The organism is Jejuibacter sp. L23 (assembly GCF_050815825.1).
Classification (GTDB): domain Bacteria; phylum Pseudomonadota; class Gammaproteobacteria; order Enterobacterales; family Enterobacteriaceae; genus Jejubacter; species Jejubacter calystegiae.
Map to the genome: position 1 here is coordinate 4,700,661 of NZ_CP138199.1, position 16,974 is coordinate 4,717,634.

General features: G+C 56.1%; 16 protein-coding genes. 5 read left to right on the top strand and 11 right to left on the bottom strand.

Annotation, left to right across the window (positions count from 1 at the left end; genetic code table 11):
- Nucleotides 1–5 precede the first annotated feature (5 nt).
- Nucleotides 6–1,424 (top strand): FAD-dependent oxidoreductase, encoded by a 1,419-nt coding sequence (locus tag SCU88_RS22400; protein ID WP_175340838.1) that lies wholly within the window; start codon nt 6–8, stop codon nt 1,422–1,424.
- Nucleotides 1,425–1,475: 51 nt separating this feature from the next.
- Here the strand turns inward: SCU88_RS22400 and SCU88_RS22405 are convergent, their stop codons facing one another.
- The 10 genes from SCU88_RS22405 to zapE form a co-directional block, all read right to left on the bottom strand.
- On the bottom strand, nt 1,476–2,891 hold the full coding sequence (locus tag SCU88_RS22405) for a sodium:solute symporter family transporter (protein ID WP_175340839.1): 1,416 nt from the start codon (nt 2,889–2,891) through the stop codon (nt 1,476–1,478).
- A 267-nt stretch (nt 2,892–3,158) separates the two neighbouring features.
- Nucleotides 3,159–4,496: an aryl-sulfate sulfotransferase gene (locus SCU88_RS22410; protein ID WP_431810062.1), complete on the bottom strand. Its 1,338-nt coding sequence runs from the start codon at nt 4,494–4,496 to the stop codon at nt 3,159–3,161.
- Between the two features lie 97 nt (nt 4,497–4,593).
- Nucleotides 4,594–6,087 (bottom strand): MFS transporter, encoded by a 1,494-nt coding sequence (locus tag SCU88_RS22415; protein ID WP_138094287.1) that lies wholly within the window; start codon nt 6,085–6,087, stop codon nt 4,594–4,596.
- A 75-nt stretch (nt 6,088–6,162) separates the two neighbouring features.
- Nucleotides 6,163–7,062, bottom strand: a complete 900-nt coding sequence (gene nanA, locus SCU88_RS22420) for an N-acetylneuraminate lyase (RefSeq protein ID WP_138094289.1) — start codon at nt 7,060–7,062, stop codon at nt 6,163–6,165.
- 146 nt (nt 7,063–7,208) lie between these two features.
- Nucleotides 7,209–7,958 carry a transcriptional regulator NanR gene (locus tag SCU88_RS22425; RefSeq protein ID WP_175340840.1) on the bottom strand — a complete coding sequence of 250 codons (750 nt, stop codon included), beginning with the start codon at nt 7,956–7,958 and terminating at the stop codon, nt 7,209–7,211.
- A 93-nt stretch (nt 7,959–8,051) separates the two neighbouring features.
- The gene (sspB, locus tag SCU88_RS22430; protein ID WP_138094293.1) at nt 8,052–8,543 is read right to left on the bottom strand and encodes a ClpXP protease specificity-enhancing factor; all 492 of its coding nucleotides are present in this window, start codon (nt 8,541–8,543) and stop codon (nt 8,052–8,054) included.
- A gap of 5 nt (nt 8,544–8,548) precedes the next feature.
- A complete protein-coding gene (sspA, locus tag SCU88_RS22435; RefSeq protein ID WP_138094295.1) occupies nt 8,549–9,187 on the bottom strand; it encodes a stringent starvation protein SspA in 639 nt (212 codons plus the stop codon).
- A 279-nt stretch (nt 9,188–9,466) separates the two neighbouring features.
- Nucleotides 9,467–9,859, bottom strand: coding sequence for a 30S ribosomal protein S9 (gene rpsI, locus SCU88_RS22440; protein WP_138094297.1), 393 nt, complete (start codon nt 9,857–9,859; stop codon nt 9,467–9,469).
- Nucleotides 9,860–9,874: 15 nt separating this feature from the next.
- A complete protein-coding gene (gene rplM / locus SCU88_RS22445; RefSeq protein ID WP_138094300.1) occupies nt 9,875–10,303 on the bottom strand; it encodes a 50S ribosomal protein L13 in 429 nt (142 codons plus the stop codon).
- 298 nt (nt 10,304–10,601) lie between these two features.
- On the bottom strand, nt 10,602–11,735 hold the full coding sequence (zapE, locus tag SCU88_RS22450) for a cell division protein ZapE (RefSeq protein WP_138094302.1): 1,134 nt from the start codon (nt 11,733–11,735) through the stop codon (nt 10,602–10,604).
- Between the two features lie 181 nt (nt 11,736–11,916).
- Here zapE and zapG point away from each other — a divergent pair, with 181 nt between their 5' ends.
- From zapG to degS, 3 genes are all read left to right on the top strand, one after another.
- On the top strand, nt 11,917–12,312 hold the full coding sequence (gene zapG, locus SCU88_RS22455) for a Z-ring associated protein ZapG (protein WP_138094304.1): 396 nt from the start codon (nt 11,917–11,919) through the stop codon (nt 12,310–12,312).
- A gap of 139 nt (nt 12,313–12,451) precedes the next feature.
- On the top strand, nt 12,452–13,816 hold the full coding sequence (gene degQ / locus SCU88_RS22460; protein WP_175340841.1) for a serine endoprotease DegQ: 1,365 nt from the start codon (nt 12,452–12,454) through the stop codon (nt 13,814–13,816).
- 87 nt (nt 13,817–13,903) lie between these two features.
- Entirely contained in the window at nt 13,904–14,962 is a 1,059-nt protein-coding gene (gene degS / locus SCU88_RS22465; RefSeq protein WP_138094308.1) for an outer membrane-stress sensor serine endopeptidase DegS, read from the top strand.
- Nucleotides 14,963–15,027: 65 nt separating this feature from the next.
- Here degS and mdh read toward each other — a convergent pair whose 3' ends face one another.
- Entirely contained in the window at nt 15,028–15,966 is a 939-nt protein-coding gene (gene mdh, locus SCU88_RS22470; protein ID WP_175340842.1) for a malate dehydrogenase, read from the bottom strand.
- Nucleotides 15,967–16,396: 430 nt separating this feature from the next.
- On the opposite strand from mdh, the gene argR reads away from it, so the two are divergent.
- Complete coding sequence (argR, locus tag SCU88_RS22475; RefSeq protein ID WP_138094312.1) at nt 16,397–16,867, top strand: transcriptional regulator ArgR; 471 nt, start codon at nt 16,397–16,399, stop codon at nt 16,865–16,867.
- The last annotated feature ends 107 nt before the right edge of the window (nt 16,868–16,974 follow it).

The window sequence follows — 16,974 nt, forward strand, 5'->3', positions numbered from 1 at the left end:
TTGTTATGAGTCAGAACGTATACCAGTTTATCGATTTACAGCGCGTTGACCCGCCAAAGAAGCCGCTCAAGATCCGTAAGATCGAATTTGTTGAGATCTACGAGCCCTTTCTGGAAAATCAGGCCAGCGCCCAGGCAGACCGTTGCCTCGACTGCGGGAACCCCTATTGCGAATGGAAGTGCCCGGTCCATAACTACATCCCCAACTGGCTGAAGCTGGCCAACGAGGGGCGTATTGTGGAAGCGGCGGAGCTCTCGCACCAGACCAACACGCTGCCGGAAGTCTGCGGCCGCGTCTGCCCGCAGGACAGGCTTTGTGAAGGCGCCTGTACGCTGAATGACGAGTTCGGTGCCGTGACCATCGGCAATATCGAGCGCTATATCAACGATAAAGCCCTTGAGATGGGCTGGCGCCCGGACCTTACCGGCGTGAAGCAGACCGGCAAGCGAGTGGCGATTATCGGTGCCGGACCGGCCGGACTGGCCTGTGCCGATGTCCTGACCCGCAACGGCGTGAAGGCGGTGGTCTTTGACCGCCATCCGGAAATCGGCGGTCTGCTGACCTTCGGCATTCCGGCCTTCAAGCTGGAAAAAGAGGTGATGACCCGCCGCCGCGAAATCTTCTCCGGTATGGGCATTGAGTTTAAGCTCAACACCGAAGTAGGCAAGGATGTAGAGCTGGACAGCCTGCTGGCCGACTATGATGCGGTCTTCCTCGGCGTGGGCACCTATCAGTCGATGCGCGGCGGCCTGGAAAATGAAGATGCGCCAGGCGTTTACGAGGCCCTGCCGTTCCTGATTGCCAACACCCGCCAACTGATGGGCTTCTCTGAAGATCCGCAGCAGCCCTACACCAGCATGGAAGGCAAGCGCGTGGTGGTACTGGGCGGCGGCGATACGGCGATGGACTGCGTGCGTACCTCGGTGCGCCAGGGGGCGACCCACGTCACCTGCGCCTACCGTCGTGACGAAGAGAACATGCCAGGCTCGAAGCGCGAAGTGAAGAACGCCCGTGAAGAGGGGGTGGAGTTTCAGTTCAACCTTCAGCCGCTGGGCGTTGAGATCAACGACAATGGCCGGGTGTGTGGCGTGAAAATGGCACGTACCGAAATGGGCGAGCCCGATGATAAAGGGCGCCGTCGCGCCGAGATCGTTGCTGGTTCAGAGCACGTGCTGCCCGCCGATGCCGTAGTGATGGCCTTTGGTTTCCGTCCGCATCCTATGCACTGGCTGGAGAAGCACAGCGTCGAGCTGGACGGCCAGGGCCGCGTCATTGCGCCGGAAGGCAGCGATAACGCGTTCCAGACCAGCAATCCGAAAATCTTCGCTGGCGGCGATATCGTTCGCGGTTCCGATCTGGTGGTCACCGCTATTGCCGAAGGCCGTAAAGCGGCAGACGGCATTCTTAACTTCCTTGAAGTCTGATAGGAACAGAACAAGCCGCGGGTTACCGCGGCTTGTATATCCAACGCCGTATTACGGGTTATCCTCCGGCGGATAGGCCGAAGGCGCTGGCGCAACGCCCAGTTGTTTTTCCACCCAGGCGACCAGCAAAAAAGTCACCACGCTCACCAGGGCTCCGGCGACAATCGCCATCACATCCCACGGTTCACCCGCCAACTGCCAACCCAGCCCTGCAAGACTGCCCAACAGAATTGACCAGAATCCAGCATGAGGCGTCGCCTTTTCCCACAGTAAACCAAATACCCAGGCCGCAAAGGGACCACTCGCCCGTAGCGTAAAGGCGAACATGAGCAGAGAAATAATTTCGCCGCTCCACAGCGAAAGCAGAATGGCGCAGCCACCAACAATCAGAACCACAATCCGACTCAGCGCCAGGTTATTCACCGGTCGCCCGGAAAACAAATATTTCTCATGCAGATCGTGGGTGTAGATGCTGGCGGCCCCAAGTAAATCACCAGAGGCGCTCGACAACGTAGCGGAGATTACCGCAGAAAGTAGCAAACCAGAAATCAGCGGTGGCAACAAAGAGACGGAGAGCGTCGCCAGGGCATTATTCGCTTCGATATCAGGGAAAACAGCCAACGCGATCAGGCCCAGCACGGCAGGAATAAAAGCGTACAGCGCCATAAACAGGCTACAGAGCAGAGAACCCGCCACGGCGACTTTCTCATTACGGGCGGAATAATAGCGTTGTACCGCCTCCTGACCGGTGGAAAAGGTCATAAAATACATGAGGACCAGGCCAAAAATTGTCTTCCAGCCCAGCAGAGTAAAATCGAATTTTTCCTCGGGGACATGATTAACGACATACTGCCAGCCGCCATCCAGTGAGGAAAGAGCGACCGGTACCGCCACCGCAAACCCGAAAATAATCAGGAAAAACTGAACAAAATCGGTCAGCGTTACGCTCCACATTCCTCCCAGCCAGGTATAGAACACCACGATAACGCCTGAGCTAATCACGGCGTAGTGGGTATCGATCCCGGTCAGAACATGAACAATGGTAGCTGTAGCGGTAATTTGCGCCGCGGCCAGCGCCACCAAAGACAGCAGAGAAACCACACTGGTGATGAGATAGCTGGCCGAACCGTAGCGGCGACCAATAATCTCTGGCACCGTCGTCGCCATAGTCCGGCGCATAAAGGGGGCGATAAAAGAGACCAGAAAGATCCCCAATCCCGTAGCTACCACGTACCAGCCAGCGGACAGCCCCCAGGCGCCGTAAGCCTTAGCGGCGACGCCGACCGAACTGCCGCCGCCTATTTCCGTTGCCGCCAGCGTACCAGCCAGCATAATCGGCCCGAGTCGTCGACCAGCCAGATGATAATCCTGCGCATTGGTAATTCGGGTCCGGGCATAAAAACCAATGCCGACCATTACCAACATATAAACAATAATGATGATGTAGATAACGGCTTCTCGCTCCATCTGCGCCCTCCTGGAAAAAGTGGTGAGACAGCGCTAACAGGCAAAAAACATACCAGCCGTATAAAAGGAGAGACTACCGGCAAATACAGGGGGAAAGATCACTCATTATGATAGACATATAACGAAACGATAAAGATTCACTGAATCGATGACACCCAGCGCGAAGAGGCAGAAATAATCAGGTTAAGGGGGACTGCGCCCCCTCTCATTATGGGAAATCGTAAGACGATGGCAGCAAACAGGCCGCGAATTTCCCCGCAGCCTGTTTCATTCCCTGACGCCTTCCTGATTTTCTGCACAGCCCGGCGCTGCCGGATGCCGCCGGCAATCCGCTTTTACCGGCGTTTCCGAGCGTGGCGTCCCCGCTGGCGCCCAGCGATAATCTACCATCCGCGCCCGATACACGGAGTTGGTCACATAATTATCCTTCGGCATCTGCTTACCGAAGTACGGACTGACATATTCCCAGACAATCCTGCCGCGCGGCGTAACCTGGAAAAAGCGCCCGTTCTGGCCTTCGTTAATCAGGGTATTGCCGTTAGGCAGACGCTGGGCGTTACTGATAAAGGCGCTGTAGAAGCTCCATACCGCCCTGCCTGACTGCTGGGCTGAATATTCCCAGACGATCTGCCGGGTTTTCGGATTGACTTCGATCACCCGCGAGGCGGAGAAAACCCCCTGACGCGGCGGCGGAAAACCCGCCTGGCCCTGGTTATCGAAAATCAACAGATTACCGGCGCCGGGCAGCCCTTTGCCGATCATATGCACATCATGGGCTCCCACCATCTGATCCAGGGGGCGCGGCAGGGGATCGCCAAGCTTTAGCGGGGGATAATCCGGCCCGATACGCCACACGACCTGCTTCGTCTTCTTATCAATAATGACCGCGACATTGCCGTTGCGCGAATTGACCAGAATGTTGTCAGGCGCAAAGCGGCGATCGCCGGCATCAAACCAACGGTTTTCCCCCAGCGGCGCCGCAGTATTGAAATGCAGAAAGTCGGGATCGCGACTCTGTTTGATCAACGTTATCTGCTGCGGTGAAAAGCCCAGTTGATACAGATGATCGCCCACCCACCAACGCCAGACCGTTTTGCCCTCTGGCGTCACCTCTTCGATATTGTTATCGATTACCGGATAGTCGAACCCCGGCAGCCGACGCTTTGCCGCCCCCATAATCAGGGTGTTGCCATTATCCAGCCGACGGATATCGTGATGCTGATGCAATGGCTTACGCTGGCTGCCGTGGCGCCAGACTTCCCTGCCATTCCAGTCCATCTCGCCTACTACCGCGTTCAGCATGCCGTTGCCCGGCGTCGCCGCTTTTTCCGGCTTATCCTGACGCTCAAGCTGAACCAGGAGATGTCCTTTAGCGCCGTCTATCGGCCATGGGGGGAAACTCTCGTTATTCCAGCGTTTGACCTCGTTGCCGTTCATATCAATCAGATGGGTTTTGCGATCGCCGCCGGGAAACAGAATATAGCCGTTCCATGCCCGCAACGGGTCGTAATAAGTCGTTCCGGTTGGGAAACTGCCCGGCCCGGCGCTGACCGCCGCGCTAAACAGCAGCGCGCAGGCGCATCCCATTAGCCACGATTTTGTCACGCCACCTCCCGCTTTGCGTTATGATCCTCCATGCTAATACAGCAAAACGGCACATGCTTTCCGGTGGCGTCATTTTCAGCGTTATCCAGGTATTCCCTCAGCGTCTGGCCGGAATATTCACGCGCTTACGCTGACGCTTTCCCGGCTGCGCTCCGCTCAGAGGCAGCCCATCAATAGCGTCATGGGTACGCAGGGCATCGGGGCGCAGCCAGCGCTGTACCCGGGAAGGCATATCCAGACCAATCAGCAGAATCACCACAAAGGTCAGACTAAACGAGAGCGAGCCCAGCGCGGTGCCCAGATCCAACTGCCGGGCGATGGTGGCGCCCAGCACTGGCGCCAGCGCGCCACCCAGCGCCCCGACGTTATAGGTAAATCCCAGGCCTGCAGCACGCTGATCGGTATCGAAGTAGCCGCCGATAAGCTTAGGCAGGATCCCGGAGATCCCCTGCCCCAGCATCTGTTGAAAAAAGAGCAGTAGCCCCAGAACCCAGACGCTGGTTCCCCCCACCGCAAAGACCGGAATAATCAGAAGTTGCGATGCCAGCAGGCTATAGACATAGGCCCGCCGTGTACCCAGCCAGTCCCCCAGAAAGCCGCCAACGCAACAGCCGACCGCCGCGCCAAAGCCGCTAAAGAACAGGACCTGCGCAACAGTGCCCGGATCATAGGCCAGCTCGGTTTTAAGCCAGGTCGGCAACAGCGCCTGGATAGGCCAGGAGTAGAGAAAGGCAAACAGGACCACCACCATCAACATCACGCCGGTTGGCCAGCGTCGACCCGCGCTCTGTACCATAAAGCTGATAAAGATCGCAGCACATAACAGACCGAGCACCGCCACTATCGCCGCATTCTGTAACTCCCCGGCGAAACAGAACCAAAGAGCAACGCCCGCCGTCAGCGTCATCACCACATTGGCCAGCCGGTGCTCGCCGCGATACAGGATATCAACCATGGTGCGCACCGGGGCTTTGCCCGCATGCCGCTCTTTCCAGTCTTCCGCCTCCGGGATGTTCTTGCGCAGCCACAGGGCAAAGATAATGGGCAGAATGCCGATGAAGAACAACGCCCGCCATCCCCAGACCGGCACCACCAGGCTGTATACCAGCGCCGCCACCACCGCGCCGACCGAAAATCCGGAGATCAAAAAGCCGCTGGCTTTATTGCGTAAATGGCGGGGCCAGCTTTCAATCACATAAGTGGCGCTGGAACCATATTCCCCTGCCATCCCCATACCTATCACCAGACGGGCGATAAACAGGGTGGTATAGCCCGGCGCCAGACCACAGGCCAGAGTACCGACCGAAAACAGTACGATACTGGTGATCATCGCCAGCCGTCGCCCGTAGCGATCGCCCATGGCGCCAAGCAGCAAACCGCCAAACCAGCGGGAGATAAACGCGGCGGAGATCAGGCTGGCGGCCTGGACGGTCGTCAGGCCAAAATCCGCCTGAATCTCCGTTAATACCAGCGCGATCAGAACAAAATCGAATCCATCAAGCAGATACCCCAGCCAGGCGGCGGAAAAGGCACGCCACTGCGTCCGGTTGAGATGGCGATACCACGGGATCGTTGGAGCGGTTGTACTCATCGGTGTCTCCCGCAACGGGCTCTGCCCGTTTGCTGACAATGATCGGATGCCGGTAGCTACCGGCAATACCGGGGCTTAGCGTGACCCGTTCTCTTCCTGCAGCTGTCGCGCCAGCGTTTTCAGGGCCGGCAGGAACCGCTCATCTACCGGGGAAAAAGGCTTGCGGCACAGCGGTACCGCCACCACATCCATATAGTGCAACAGGGTCTTCAGGCCGCGAAAGACGCCGGTCTGAATCAGCAGACCGATAACCTCGTTACACTGGCTTTGCAGGCGACGGGCCTGATCGACCTCACCCTGCGCCAGCGCACGGGCAATGGCTTTGTAGCGCCAGCCCATCACGTTGTAGGTACTGCCGATCCCACCGTTAGCCCCGGCCAACAGGCCGCTGGCGAAGATCTCGTCATAACCGTTATAAAGCACCAGTTCAGGATGAGCTCGGCGGATCTGCTCCATCTGATAGAGGTCGCCGGAAGTCTGCTTCAACGCCGCTACGCCCGGTAAGGTGACCAACTGGCTAATCTGATCCAGCGTAAGCTGTACGCCGCTGAGCGCCGGAATGTTATAGACCACCATTGGCAGCCCCCGGGCGGCATCGATAATGGCGCGATAGTGATCGCAGTGCTCCGCAAAACTGAAGGGGTAGTAAAACGGCGTTACCGCCGATACGGCATCATAACCGTAGCGCTGCGCCGCCACGGCCAGTTGCTGACTCTCTGCGGTGCTGACGCAGCCGACATGAGCGATCAGTTTGATCCTTCCCGCCGCCTCCTGGGCCACAGTTTCCAGTACCTCTTCCCGTTCGGCGATGCTCTGGACAAAGGCCTCGCCGGTAGAGCCCCCCACATACAGGCCATCGATCCCCTGGCTGATATTAAAACGAACCAACTGGCGCAAGCTGGTGGTATCCAGCCGCTGTTCGCGATCAAACGGCGTAAGCAACGCGGACATAACCCCTTTAAGACTGGCTGACATAGAGACCTCATTCATGTTGGGAATGCAGAAACTATATACCTTTATACCTATTATACCAGACTAAAAAAGCGACACCCCAGTGACTGAATGTTCAGTTTGGGAGCAACTTCACTAAAACGGACGACGTTCGCAGACCGGTAACGCGCTTAACGCAGACGTGCCCAGGTAGCAAAAACGCTGGTGAGATGCTCCTGCAAAGCGCGATCGGCCGCATCGGGGCTGCGATCGCAAATGGCGTTATAGATCCTGATATGTTGCTGATAGCTTTCACTATTGTGCTGATGCAGCTCTTCATCGGCCACCCCTGGGCGGGCGGCGATTAACCAGTCCAGCAGGGCAACGTGGATAGCCATAAAGATGGGATTGCCGGGAATGCTGGCCAGCACCCGGTGAAACTCAATATCCGAGCGAATAAACCGGGCATTATCATCCAGCGACTGACTGTTGTGCTCCAGGGCTTTCCCCAGTTCAGCGATTTGATCATCGCTGGCATAACTGGCCGCGTAACGCACCAGGCTGGATTCGAAGAACAGGCGCAACTGCTCGAAGTGGGCGATCCCCCCCGGCTGGGACAGGAAATCCTGCGCCATGCCAGACAGCTCGCTGATAATGGTGTCCGCAGAGGGGCGAGAGACCCGGGCGCGCTCGCCGTTGTTTATCTGCACCAGCCCCTTACGTCTGAGCGCCGCCAGTGCTTCACGTACTGAAGGACGCCCCACATCGAACATCGTCATCAGCTCACGCTCCGACGGCAGTGGATCTCCTTCAGAAAATTCACGGCGACGGATCATCTGCTCCAGCTCCTCCTCCACCATGTCTGAGAGCTTTTTACGCGTCAGCGGACGACGACGCAGGCTGCCCGCATCCTTGCCTGCCGGTTGATCGAATGAACTCATAAGCGCTGTTTATCCGGAAATATTGGTAGAAAAGGTATACCACAAAGGGGACTACAGATGATAAAGAAACAGGGCCATTTGGCCCTGTTTGATTTACTTCACAACCCGCAACGTCGGGCGGCCACCGCGCGGCGGCGGCGGATCGTCATCCGGGTTATCGTCGTCAGCGTCCGGCCTGTCGCCGTCGATGACCGACATCAGGGTTTCACCTTCATCAGTGGCAGGCTGCTCGCCCGACACCTCGGCACCCTCTTCATAAGCCGCTTCCGGCTCAAACATGGTTCCAGCGCCGTTTTCCCGGGCATAGACGGCCAGTACCGCATACATCGGCACGTTGACCTGACGCGGCACGCCACCAAAGCGCGCATTAAAACGCACTTCGTCATTGCCCAGCTCCAGATTCCCTACGGCACGCGGCGCGATGTTCAGGACAATCTGCCCGTCGCGCGCGTACTCCATTGGCACATTCACGCCCGGCAGGGTGACATCCACCACCAGGTGCGGCGTTAGCTGGTTGTCCAGCAGCCAGTCGTAGAAAGCCCGCAGCAGATAAGGGCGACGCGGGGATAACTGCGTAATGTCCATTAGCCTTAGCTCCGGCTCAGACGGATTTCACGTTCGGCTTCAGTCAGGGAAGCCAGGAATGAATCACGTTCGAAGACGCGAGTCATATAGCCCTTCAGCTCTTTTGAACCTGCACCGCTCATCTCAATGCCCAGAACCGGCAAACGCCACAGCAGCGGCGCCAGGTAGCAGTCTACCAGGCTGAACTCATCGCTCAGGAAGTAAGGCTTCTGAGTGAATACCGGCGCGATAGCCAGCAGCTCTTCACGCAGTTGCTTACGCGCCGCATCGGCCTCCTGAGCGGAGCCTTTCTCGATGATATTCATCAGCGAGTACCAGTCTTTCTCGATCCGCTGCATATAAAGGCGGCTCTCACCGCGCGCCACCGGATAAACCGGCATCAGCGGCGGGTGCGGGAAGCGCTCATCCAGGTACTCCATGATGATACGGGACTCCCACAACGTCAGTTCCCGGTCGACCAGAGTCGGTACGCTCTGGCTGGGATTGAGGTCGATCAGGTCCTGAGGCAGGTTATCCATCTCAACGTTCTCAATCTCAAAGCTGACGCCTTTTTCAGCCAAAACAATACGTACCTGATGGCTATAGATATCAACAGGACCAGAAAACAGCGTCATTACCGAACGTTTGTTGGCAGCGACAGCCATGAAAACCTCCAGGTATATTCAGAAAAATACTGCTGCCAGCCGCAATCAAGACCGGCGTGATTAGAATCGCCTTCGCTGCCGGTTGCTTTTGTTGACGCTCATTGCGCAAAACATCAGCAGTTACCAGCATTTGGGCAGAAAATTGGATGATAGTTTACCAGATTTTACGCGTAGTGTGGTGAAGGGATTTGGGGTTTTCACCCAAAAGCCCTCGCCGCCAGGTCTCGGACATAAAAAAACCCCGCCAGAGCGGGGTTTTTCGCCAATTGCAGTCTGCAATTAACGCTTGGAGAACTGCGGACGACGACGTGCTTTACGCAGACCGACTTTCTTACGTTCAACCTGACGAGCGTCACGAGTGACGAAGCCAGCTTTACGCAGTTCGGAGCGCAGAGACTCATCGTACTCCATCAGAGCGCGAGTGATACCGTGACGGATAGCACCTGCCTGACCGGAGATACCACCACCTTTAACAGTGATGTACAGATCCAGTTTTTCAACCATGTCGACCAGTTCCAGCGGCTGGCGAACTACCATGCGAGCAGTTTCGCGACCGAAGTACTGTTCCAGCGTACGCTGGTTGATAACGATTTTACCGTTGCCCGGTTTGATGAACACGCGAGCGGCGGAGCTTTTGCGGCGACCAGTGCCGTAGTATTGAGTTTCAGCCATTGCCTGTAATCCCGATTAAATGTCCAGAACTTGCGGTTGCTGCGCCGCGTGGTTGTGCTCGTTGCCAGCGTAAACTTTGAGTTTACGATACATGGCACGGCCCAGCGGCCCTTTCGGCAGCATACCTTTAACCGCGATTTCAATCACACGCTCAGGACGGCGGGCAATCATCTCTTCAAAGGTCGCTTCTTTGATACCACCGATGTGGCCGGTGTGATGGTAGTACATCTTGTCAGTACGCTTGTGGCCAGTGACGGCAACTTTTTCTGCGTTCAGAACGATGATGTAGTCACCGGTATCAACGTGCGGAGTGTATTCCGCTTTGTGCTTACCGCGCAGGCGGCGAGCCAGCTCAGTAGCCAGACGGCCCAGGGTTTTACCGGTCGCGTCAACAACATACCAGTCGCGTTTTACGGTTTCTGGTTTAGCTGTAAAAGTTTTCATTAAAAGCTTACCCAAATTAAGTTACACGTTGGTGAACACCCAAACGTTTCAAAATCAGTTGAGGTTCACACGACATTGTCCAGTAAACCTACCCCCTCGGATAGTTTTCACCGGCACTCTAAAGTTTCGGGAAAAAAACTTTGTTGTAACGTGGGGTCGCAAGATTATAGAGAAGTCACAGGTAAAGATCGACCCCTTTTTGGGATTTGGATGAGGGCGGCGGCGGGCTACGGGTAACGTCCTGCGGCCTGCTTCCCTCACCCCGGCCCTCTCCCACGGGGAGAGGGCCGGGGTGACTTCAGGGCATATGCTCGCGCTTCAGGTACTCTTCGCTCTGCATCTCCTGCAGGCGCGACAGGCAGCGCTGGAACTCAAATTTCAGTTTCTCTCCCTGATAGATTTCCAGCAATGGCGCGACGGCGCAGACCACCAGCTTCACATGACGCTCGTAGAACTCATCCACCAGGGCGATAAAACGCCGGGCCTCGCTCTCCATCTGCCGGGTCATCACCGGTACGTCGTAGAGCAGTACCGTATGGTAGAGACGTGAAAGCGCAATGTAATCGTGCTGACTGCGGGCGTCGACGCACAGCCGTTCAAAGCTGGCCGCCACGGTCTGATCCACGCTGCCCAATACCGGCAGCGCCCGGTGATTAACCTCCAGGGTTTCCGGCGTCTGCTCACGACTGCCCGACAGCGCCTGCCATAGCTGCGCCATCTGCCCGTGCGTCTGCTCATTAAGGGGAGACAGCCACAGATGCGCCTGAGTCAGGGTCCGCAGACGGTAGTCGATACCGGCATCCACGTTCATCACGTCACACCAGGTTTTAATCGCCTCGATGGCAGGCAGGAAGCGGGCGCGCTGCAGACCGTTGCGATACAGATCGTCCGGCGGAATATTCGATGTGGCCACCAGAGTGATGCCGCGGCGAAACAGCGCCTCCATCAGACCGCCCAACAGCATAGCGTCAGTAATATCGGAGACAAAAAATTCATCGAAGCAGATCACATCCGCCTGGGCCTTAAACCCGTCAGCCACGATCTCCAACGGGTCGCTGTGCCCCTGCAGGGTGGTCAGCTCTTCATGAACCCGCAGCATAAAGCGATGGAAGTGAAGGCGTAGCTTACGTTCCCCAGGCAGACTCTGAAAAAAGAGGTCCATCAGCCAGGTTTTACCGCGCCCAACGCCCCCCCACATATAAAGGCCGCGAACCGGCTCAACATCGGCGGTGGTCGCCTGCCGCTTGCCAAGCAGTTTGCCGAAGCGGGCACGTAGCCCTCCGCCGCTGTCGGAAGACGGTGCAGGCCGTTCGCCCAGCTCCTGCCAGATGGTGGTTAATCGGGAGACGGCTTCCTGCTGAACGTCGTCCGGTTGATGAGAGCCCTGCTTCAGGGCCTGCTGATAGCGCGATGTTGGGGAAAGGCTTTGCATGGTGATATTGTCGTTTTATAAAAAGTACTCAACCGCACGGGTTGACGAAAAAATTGCCGTTCTACCATAAGCGATGCACGCTCAGGATTCCACTTCTGGCAGATTAACGGTTATAGTGGAACAAGTTTGACCGGCCTGTGCCGTCAGAACCCTACGGAAAACAAGACAACGGGAGTCGTTCATGACCTGGGAATATGCGCTCATTGGGTTAGTCGTCGGTATCATTATCGGCGCCGTCGCGATGCGTTTTGGCAGCCGTAAGCTCCGCCAGCAGCAGGCCCTGCAGTACGAACTGGAACAAAAAAAAGCAGAGCTGGACACCTGGCGTGAAGAGCTGGTCGGCCACTTTGCTCATAGCGCCGAGCTACTGGACAATATGGCCCACGATTATCGCCAGCTCTATCAGCATATGGCCAAAAGCTCCAGCAACCTGCTGCCGGAGATGTCCGCTGAAAGCAACCCCTTTCGCAATCGTCTGAGCGAATCGGAAGCCAGCAACGATCAGGCGCCGGTACAGATGCCGCGCGACTATTCGGAAGGGGCGTCAGGCTTGTTACGTGGGCGTAAGCATCAGTAATTTCTTATAATAATGGGTCGCATCAGCGGCCCGTTTTTTTACCCCCGCCGCATTTATCGGGCATTGTGACCCGCCCCGGAATTCACTACTATCGGTGGGGATTGACTGCCCATTTCTCTTTCTGGTTGCGAGAGCATCAATGAAGAACAAAACTTTACTGTTCAGTGCATTAGCATTAAGCGTCGGACTGACGCTTTCAACCTCTCTGCCGGTAAGCGCGGCATTACCCGCACAAGTTTCCGGCCAGCCGCTGCCCAGCCTTGCGCCTATGCTGGATAAAGTCCTGCCCGCCGTGGTGAGCATTAAGGTGGAAGGCAGCGCGCGGCAAAACCCACAAATTCCCGAAGAGCTGCGGCGCTTCTTCGGCAATATTCCGGATCAGCCCGCCCAGCCGTTCGAAGGCCTGGGCTCCGGCGTCATCATTGACGCCACCAAAGGCTATGTGCTGACCAACAACCACGTCATTAATCAGGCCCAGAAAATTAGCGTGCAGTTGAACGATGGCCGTGAATTTGAGGCTAAGCTTATCGGCAGTGATAAGCAGAGCGATATCGCGCTGGTTCAGATCCAGAAAGCCAGCAAGCTGACGGCGATTAAAATCGCCGATTCCGATAAGCTGCGGGTTGGCGACTTCGCAGTGGCGGTCGGCAACCCCTTCGGACTGGGACAGACGGCCACCTCCGGCATTATTTCGGCGCTGGGCCGTAGCGGCCTGAGCATGGAAGGCCTGGAGAACTTTATCCAGACCGATGCCTCCATTAACCGCGGCAACTCCGGTGGTGCGCTGCTCAACCTGAACGGCGAACTGATTGGGATTAACACCGCCATCCTGGCCCCAGGCGGCGGCAATGTAGGAATCGGTTTCGCCATTCCTTCCAATATGGTGAAGATTCTTTCCGACCAGCTGATTCAGACCGGTGAAGTCCGCCGTGGCCTGCTGGGCATTCGGGGAACCGAAATGAGCGCCGATATTGCCAAAGCCTTTAACCTCGATACCCAACGTGGTGCCTTCGTCAGCGAAGTTATGCCAGGCTCTGGCTCTGCCAAAGCGGGGATTAAAGCTGGGGATGTGATCACCGCGCTCAACGGCAATCGGCTCAACAGTTTCGCCGAATTGCGCGCCAGAATCGCCACCAGCGAGCCAGGCAGCAAGGTGAAGCTGGGCCTGCTGCGCAACGGCAAACCGATGACGGTAGAAGTGACCCTGGATAAGAGTACGTCCGCTTCCGCCAGCGCTGAACTGATCGCTCCCGCCCTGCGCGGTGCGGCACTGAGCGACGGTCATCTGAAAGATGGCGTGACCCAGGGGATCGTTATCGACAACCTGGAAAAGGGCAGCCCTGCGGCTCAGGCCGGTCTGCATAAAGGGGATGTGATTATCGGCGTTAACCGTGAACGGGTACGCACCATCGCGCAGATGCGCAAGATTATGGAAAGCAAACCCGCCATTGTCGCGCTGAACGTCGTACGCGGCTCCGACAACATCTACCTGCTGTTACGGTAATGCGCCTTCACGCGGGTATTCCTCATAGGATGCCCGCGGAACTCGTGCTATGCTGCGAGCGTTTTCATCTTTGGTTAATCAATATCCATGTTTCTGAAACTGTTACGCCCGCTGATCGTTGGCCTGGTTGTCGCAGGTCTGTTGCTGACGTTTATCCCTTCACTGCGCCAGATTAATTCGTCGTCTTCGCAGCAAGTGGATAGCTCAGATAAAACGCCTTTAAGCTACAATGCTGCGGTGCGCCGCGCCGCGCCGGCCGTAGTGAACGTTTACAGTCGTACTGCCCCCAATCACCAGATGAAAATTCGCTCTCTGGGGGCTGGCGTGATCATGGATAATCGCGGCTACATTATTACCAATAAGCACGTGATTAACGGTGCGGACCAGATTATCGTCGCCCTGCAGGACGGGCGTTTCTTCGAAGCCCTGCTGGTTGGTTCCGATCCCCTGACCGACCTGGCGGTCCTGAAGATTAACGCCAGCTCGCTGCCAACCATTCCCATGAATCTGAAGCGTACGCCGCATATCGGCGATGTGGTGATGGCGATAGGCAACCCCTATAACCTGGGCCAGACCATTACGCTGGGAATTATCAGCGCTACCGGGCGCGTAGGTCTGAGCCCCAGCGGACATCAGAATTTCCTGCAGACCGATGCGTCGATTAACCACGGCAACTCCGGCGGCGCGCTGGTGAATTCGCTGGGCGAGCTGGTCGGTATTAATACCCTCTCCTTTGATAAGAGCAGCGATGGCGAAACGCCGGAAGGACTGGGCTTTGCCATTCCGGTACAGCTGGCCACCAAAATCATGGATAAGCTGATTCGCGATGGTCGGGTGATCCGCGGCTATATCGGCATTACCGGTATGGATGCGCCGAAGATTCATGGCCAGGGTCAGGGAAGCCCGGATCCGCTGCAGGGCATCATCGTGAAAGCGGTAGAGCCGGACGGCCCGGCTGCCCGGGCAGGTATTCAGCCTAATGATGTACTGCTCTCGGTAGGAAGCAAGCCAGCAGTCTCGGCCGTGGAGACCATGGACCAGGTAGCGGAGATTCGTCCCGGTTCGGTTATTCCGGTGGAAATCCTGCGTGACAACCGCAAGCTGACGGTTCAGGTGTCAATTCAGGAATACCCCAACGCCGAATAACCTTGCCGTTAAGGCACAAAAAACCGGAATCAATGATTCCGGTTTTTTGCTTCACTATATCGGAGTTACTTGCCGACAAACTCTTCGCCCAGGGCGATGTCCTGCTTCAGAGTATCCAACATGCCTTCCAGCGCCTGCTGCTCAAAGCTGCTCAAGGTGCCGATGGGCTTATACTCAACGATCCCCTCTTTACCCAACAGCAGCGGTTGAGAGAAGAAACGAGCATGCTGGCCATCGCCTTCCACATAGGCGCACTCTACCACGCCCTGCTCACCGTTCATCGCCCGTACCAGCGACAGCCCGAAACGTGCCGCTGCCTGCCCCATCGAGAGCGTGGCCGAACCGCCACCGGCTTTGGCTTCCACCACTTCGGTGCCGGCATTCTGGATGCGTTTGGTCAGACTGGCGACTTCCTGATCGCTGAAGCTCACGCCAGAAATCTGGGAAAGAAGCGGCAGAATAGTTACGCCAGAGTGGCCGCCAATCACCGGTACCTCGATCTCCGATGATGGCTTACCTTTCAGCGCCGCCACAAAAGTGTTGGCGCGGATAATATCCAGCGTGGTCACCCCAAACAGCTTTCTTTTATCGTAAACGCCCGCTTTTTTAAGCACCTCAGCCGCAATCGCCACTGTGGTGTTTACCGGGTTAGTAATAATGCCGATGCAGGCTTCCGGGCAGGCTTTCGCCACCTGCTCAATCAAATTTCTGACGATCCCGGCATTAACATTAAACAGGTCAGAACGATCCATTCCCGGCTTACGGGCAACGCCTGCGGAAATGAGCACGACGTCGGCGCCATTCAATGCCGGCGTGGCGTCTTCACCAGAATATCCTTTAACGGTCACTTCACCCGGGATATGACTAAGATCCACCGCAACCCCTGGGGTAACGGGTGCAATATCGTAAAGCGAGAGTTCTGAACCTGACGGGAGCTGGGTTTTTAACAGAAGTGCAAGCGCCTGACCAATGCCGCCAGCCGCGCCGAGGACTGCAACTTTCATCCTAAAACTCCTTATTATGGTTGGCAAAATTATGCCGTAACTTCAGCTGTCACAGACCATAATCCAGGGAGCAGGTAATTACAAATATCCCGGAAATAAAATGCGATGCTACGCAACAACTTAGCTGGGAAAATGCCATACTTGCCCCCCGGATAAATTAGGGTACAGGCCATGTCACAACCAAACATCGACATCTAGCTCAGTAACATTACACCCATTTTCCTTTATTAAACAACATCATTTTAACAACATTAAATTAACTTTATTTTAATTTATAAACGCCGTCACATTATGCTGAAAATAAGCTTTATTGATGTAAAACGTCGATTCCATAACATTATTTCATCCGACGTTCTGGCAAAGATTTGCATAAAAATTCATTAAAATGCATAATTGACGCTATCCCCGTCTCTGTTATGGAACTATCAATATGAGAACGCCCGCCAGACAAGAAGAATTAGTCAGAGCCTTTAAGGCGCTATTGAAAGAAGAGAAATTCAGCTCCCAGGGTGAAATCGTCCTGGCGTTACAGGATCAGGGCTTCGAGAATATTAATCAGTCGAAAGTGTCGCGCATGCTGACAAAATTCGGCGCGGTACGTACCCGCAATGCAAAAATGGAGATGGTCTATTGCCTTCCGGCTGAGCTGGGCGTACCAACCACCTCCAGCCCGCTGAAAAACCTGGTGCTGGATATCGACTATAACGATGCCGTCGTGGTGATTCATACCAGCCCTGGCGCTGCGCAACTGATTGCCCGCCTGCTCGATTCACTGGGTAAATCAGAGGGGATCCTCGGCACCATCGCCGGCGATGATACTATCTTTACCACCCCGTCGCGCAACTTTTCCGTCCGTCAACTCTACGAAGCCATTCTGGTGCTTTTCGATCAGGAGCTGTAAACCGCCTGCCTCCACCGCCTGACCGCGGTGGCCCCCTTTTATTGTCACAATCCCGCTATTTTTTACCGTTCGTGCTTTCAGCTCAGCGGCGACCCGTTAACACGCCA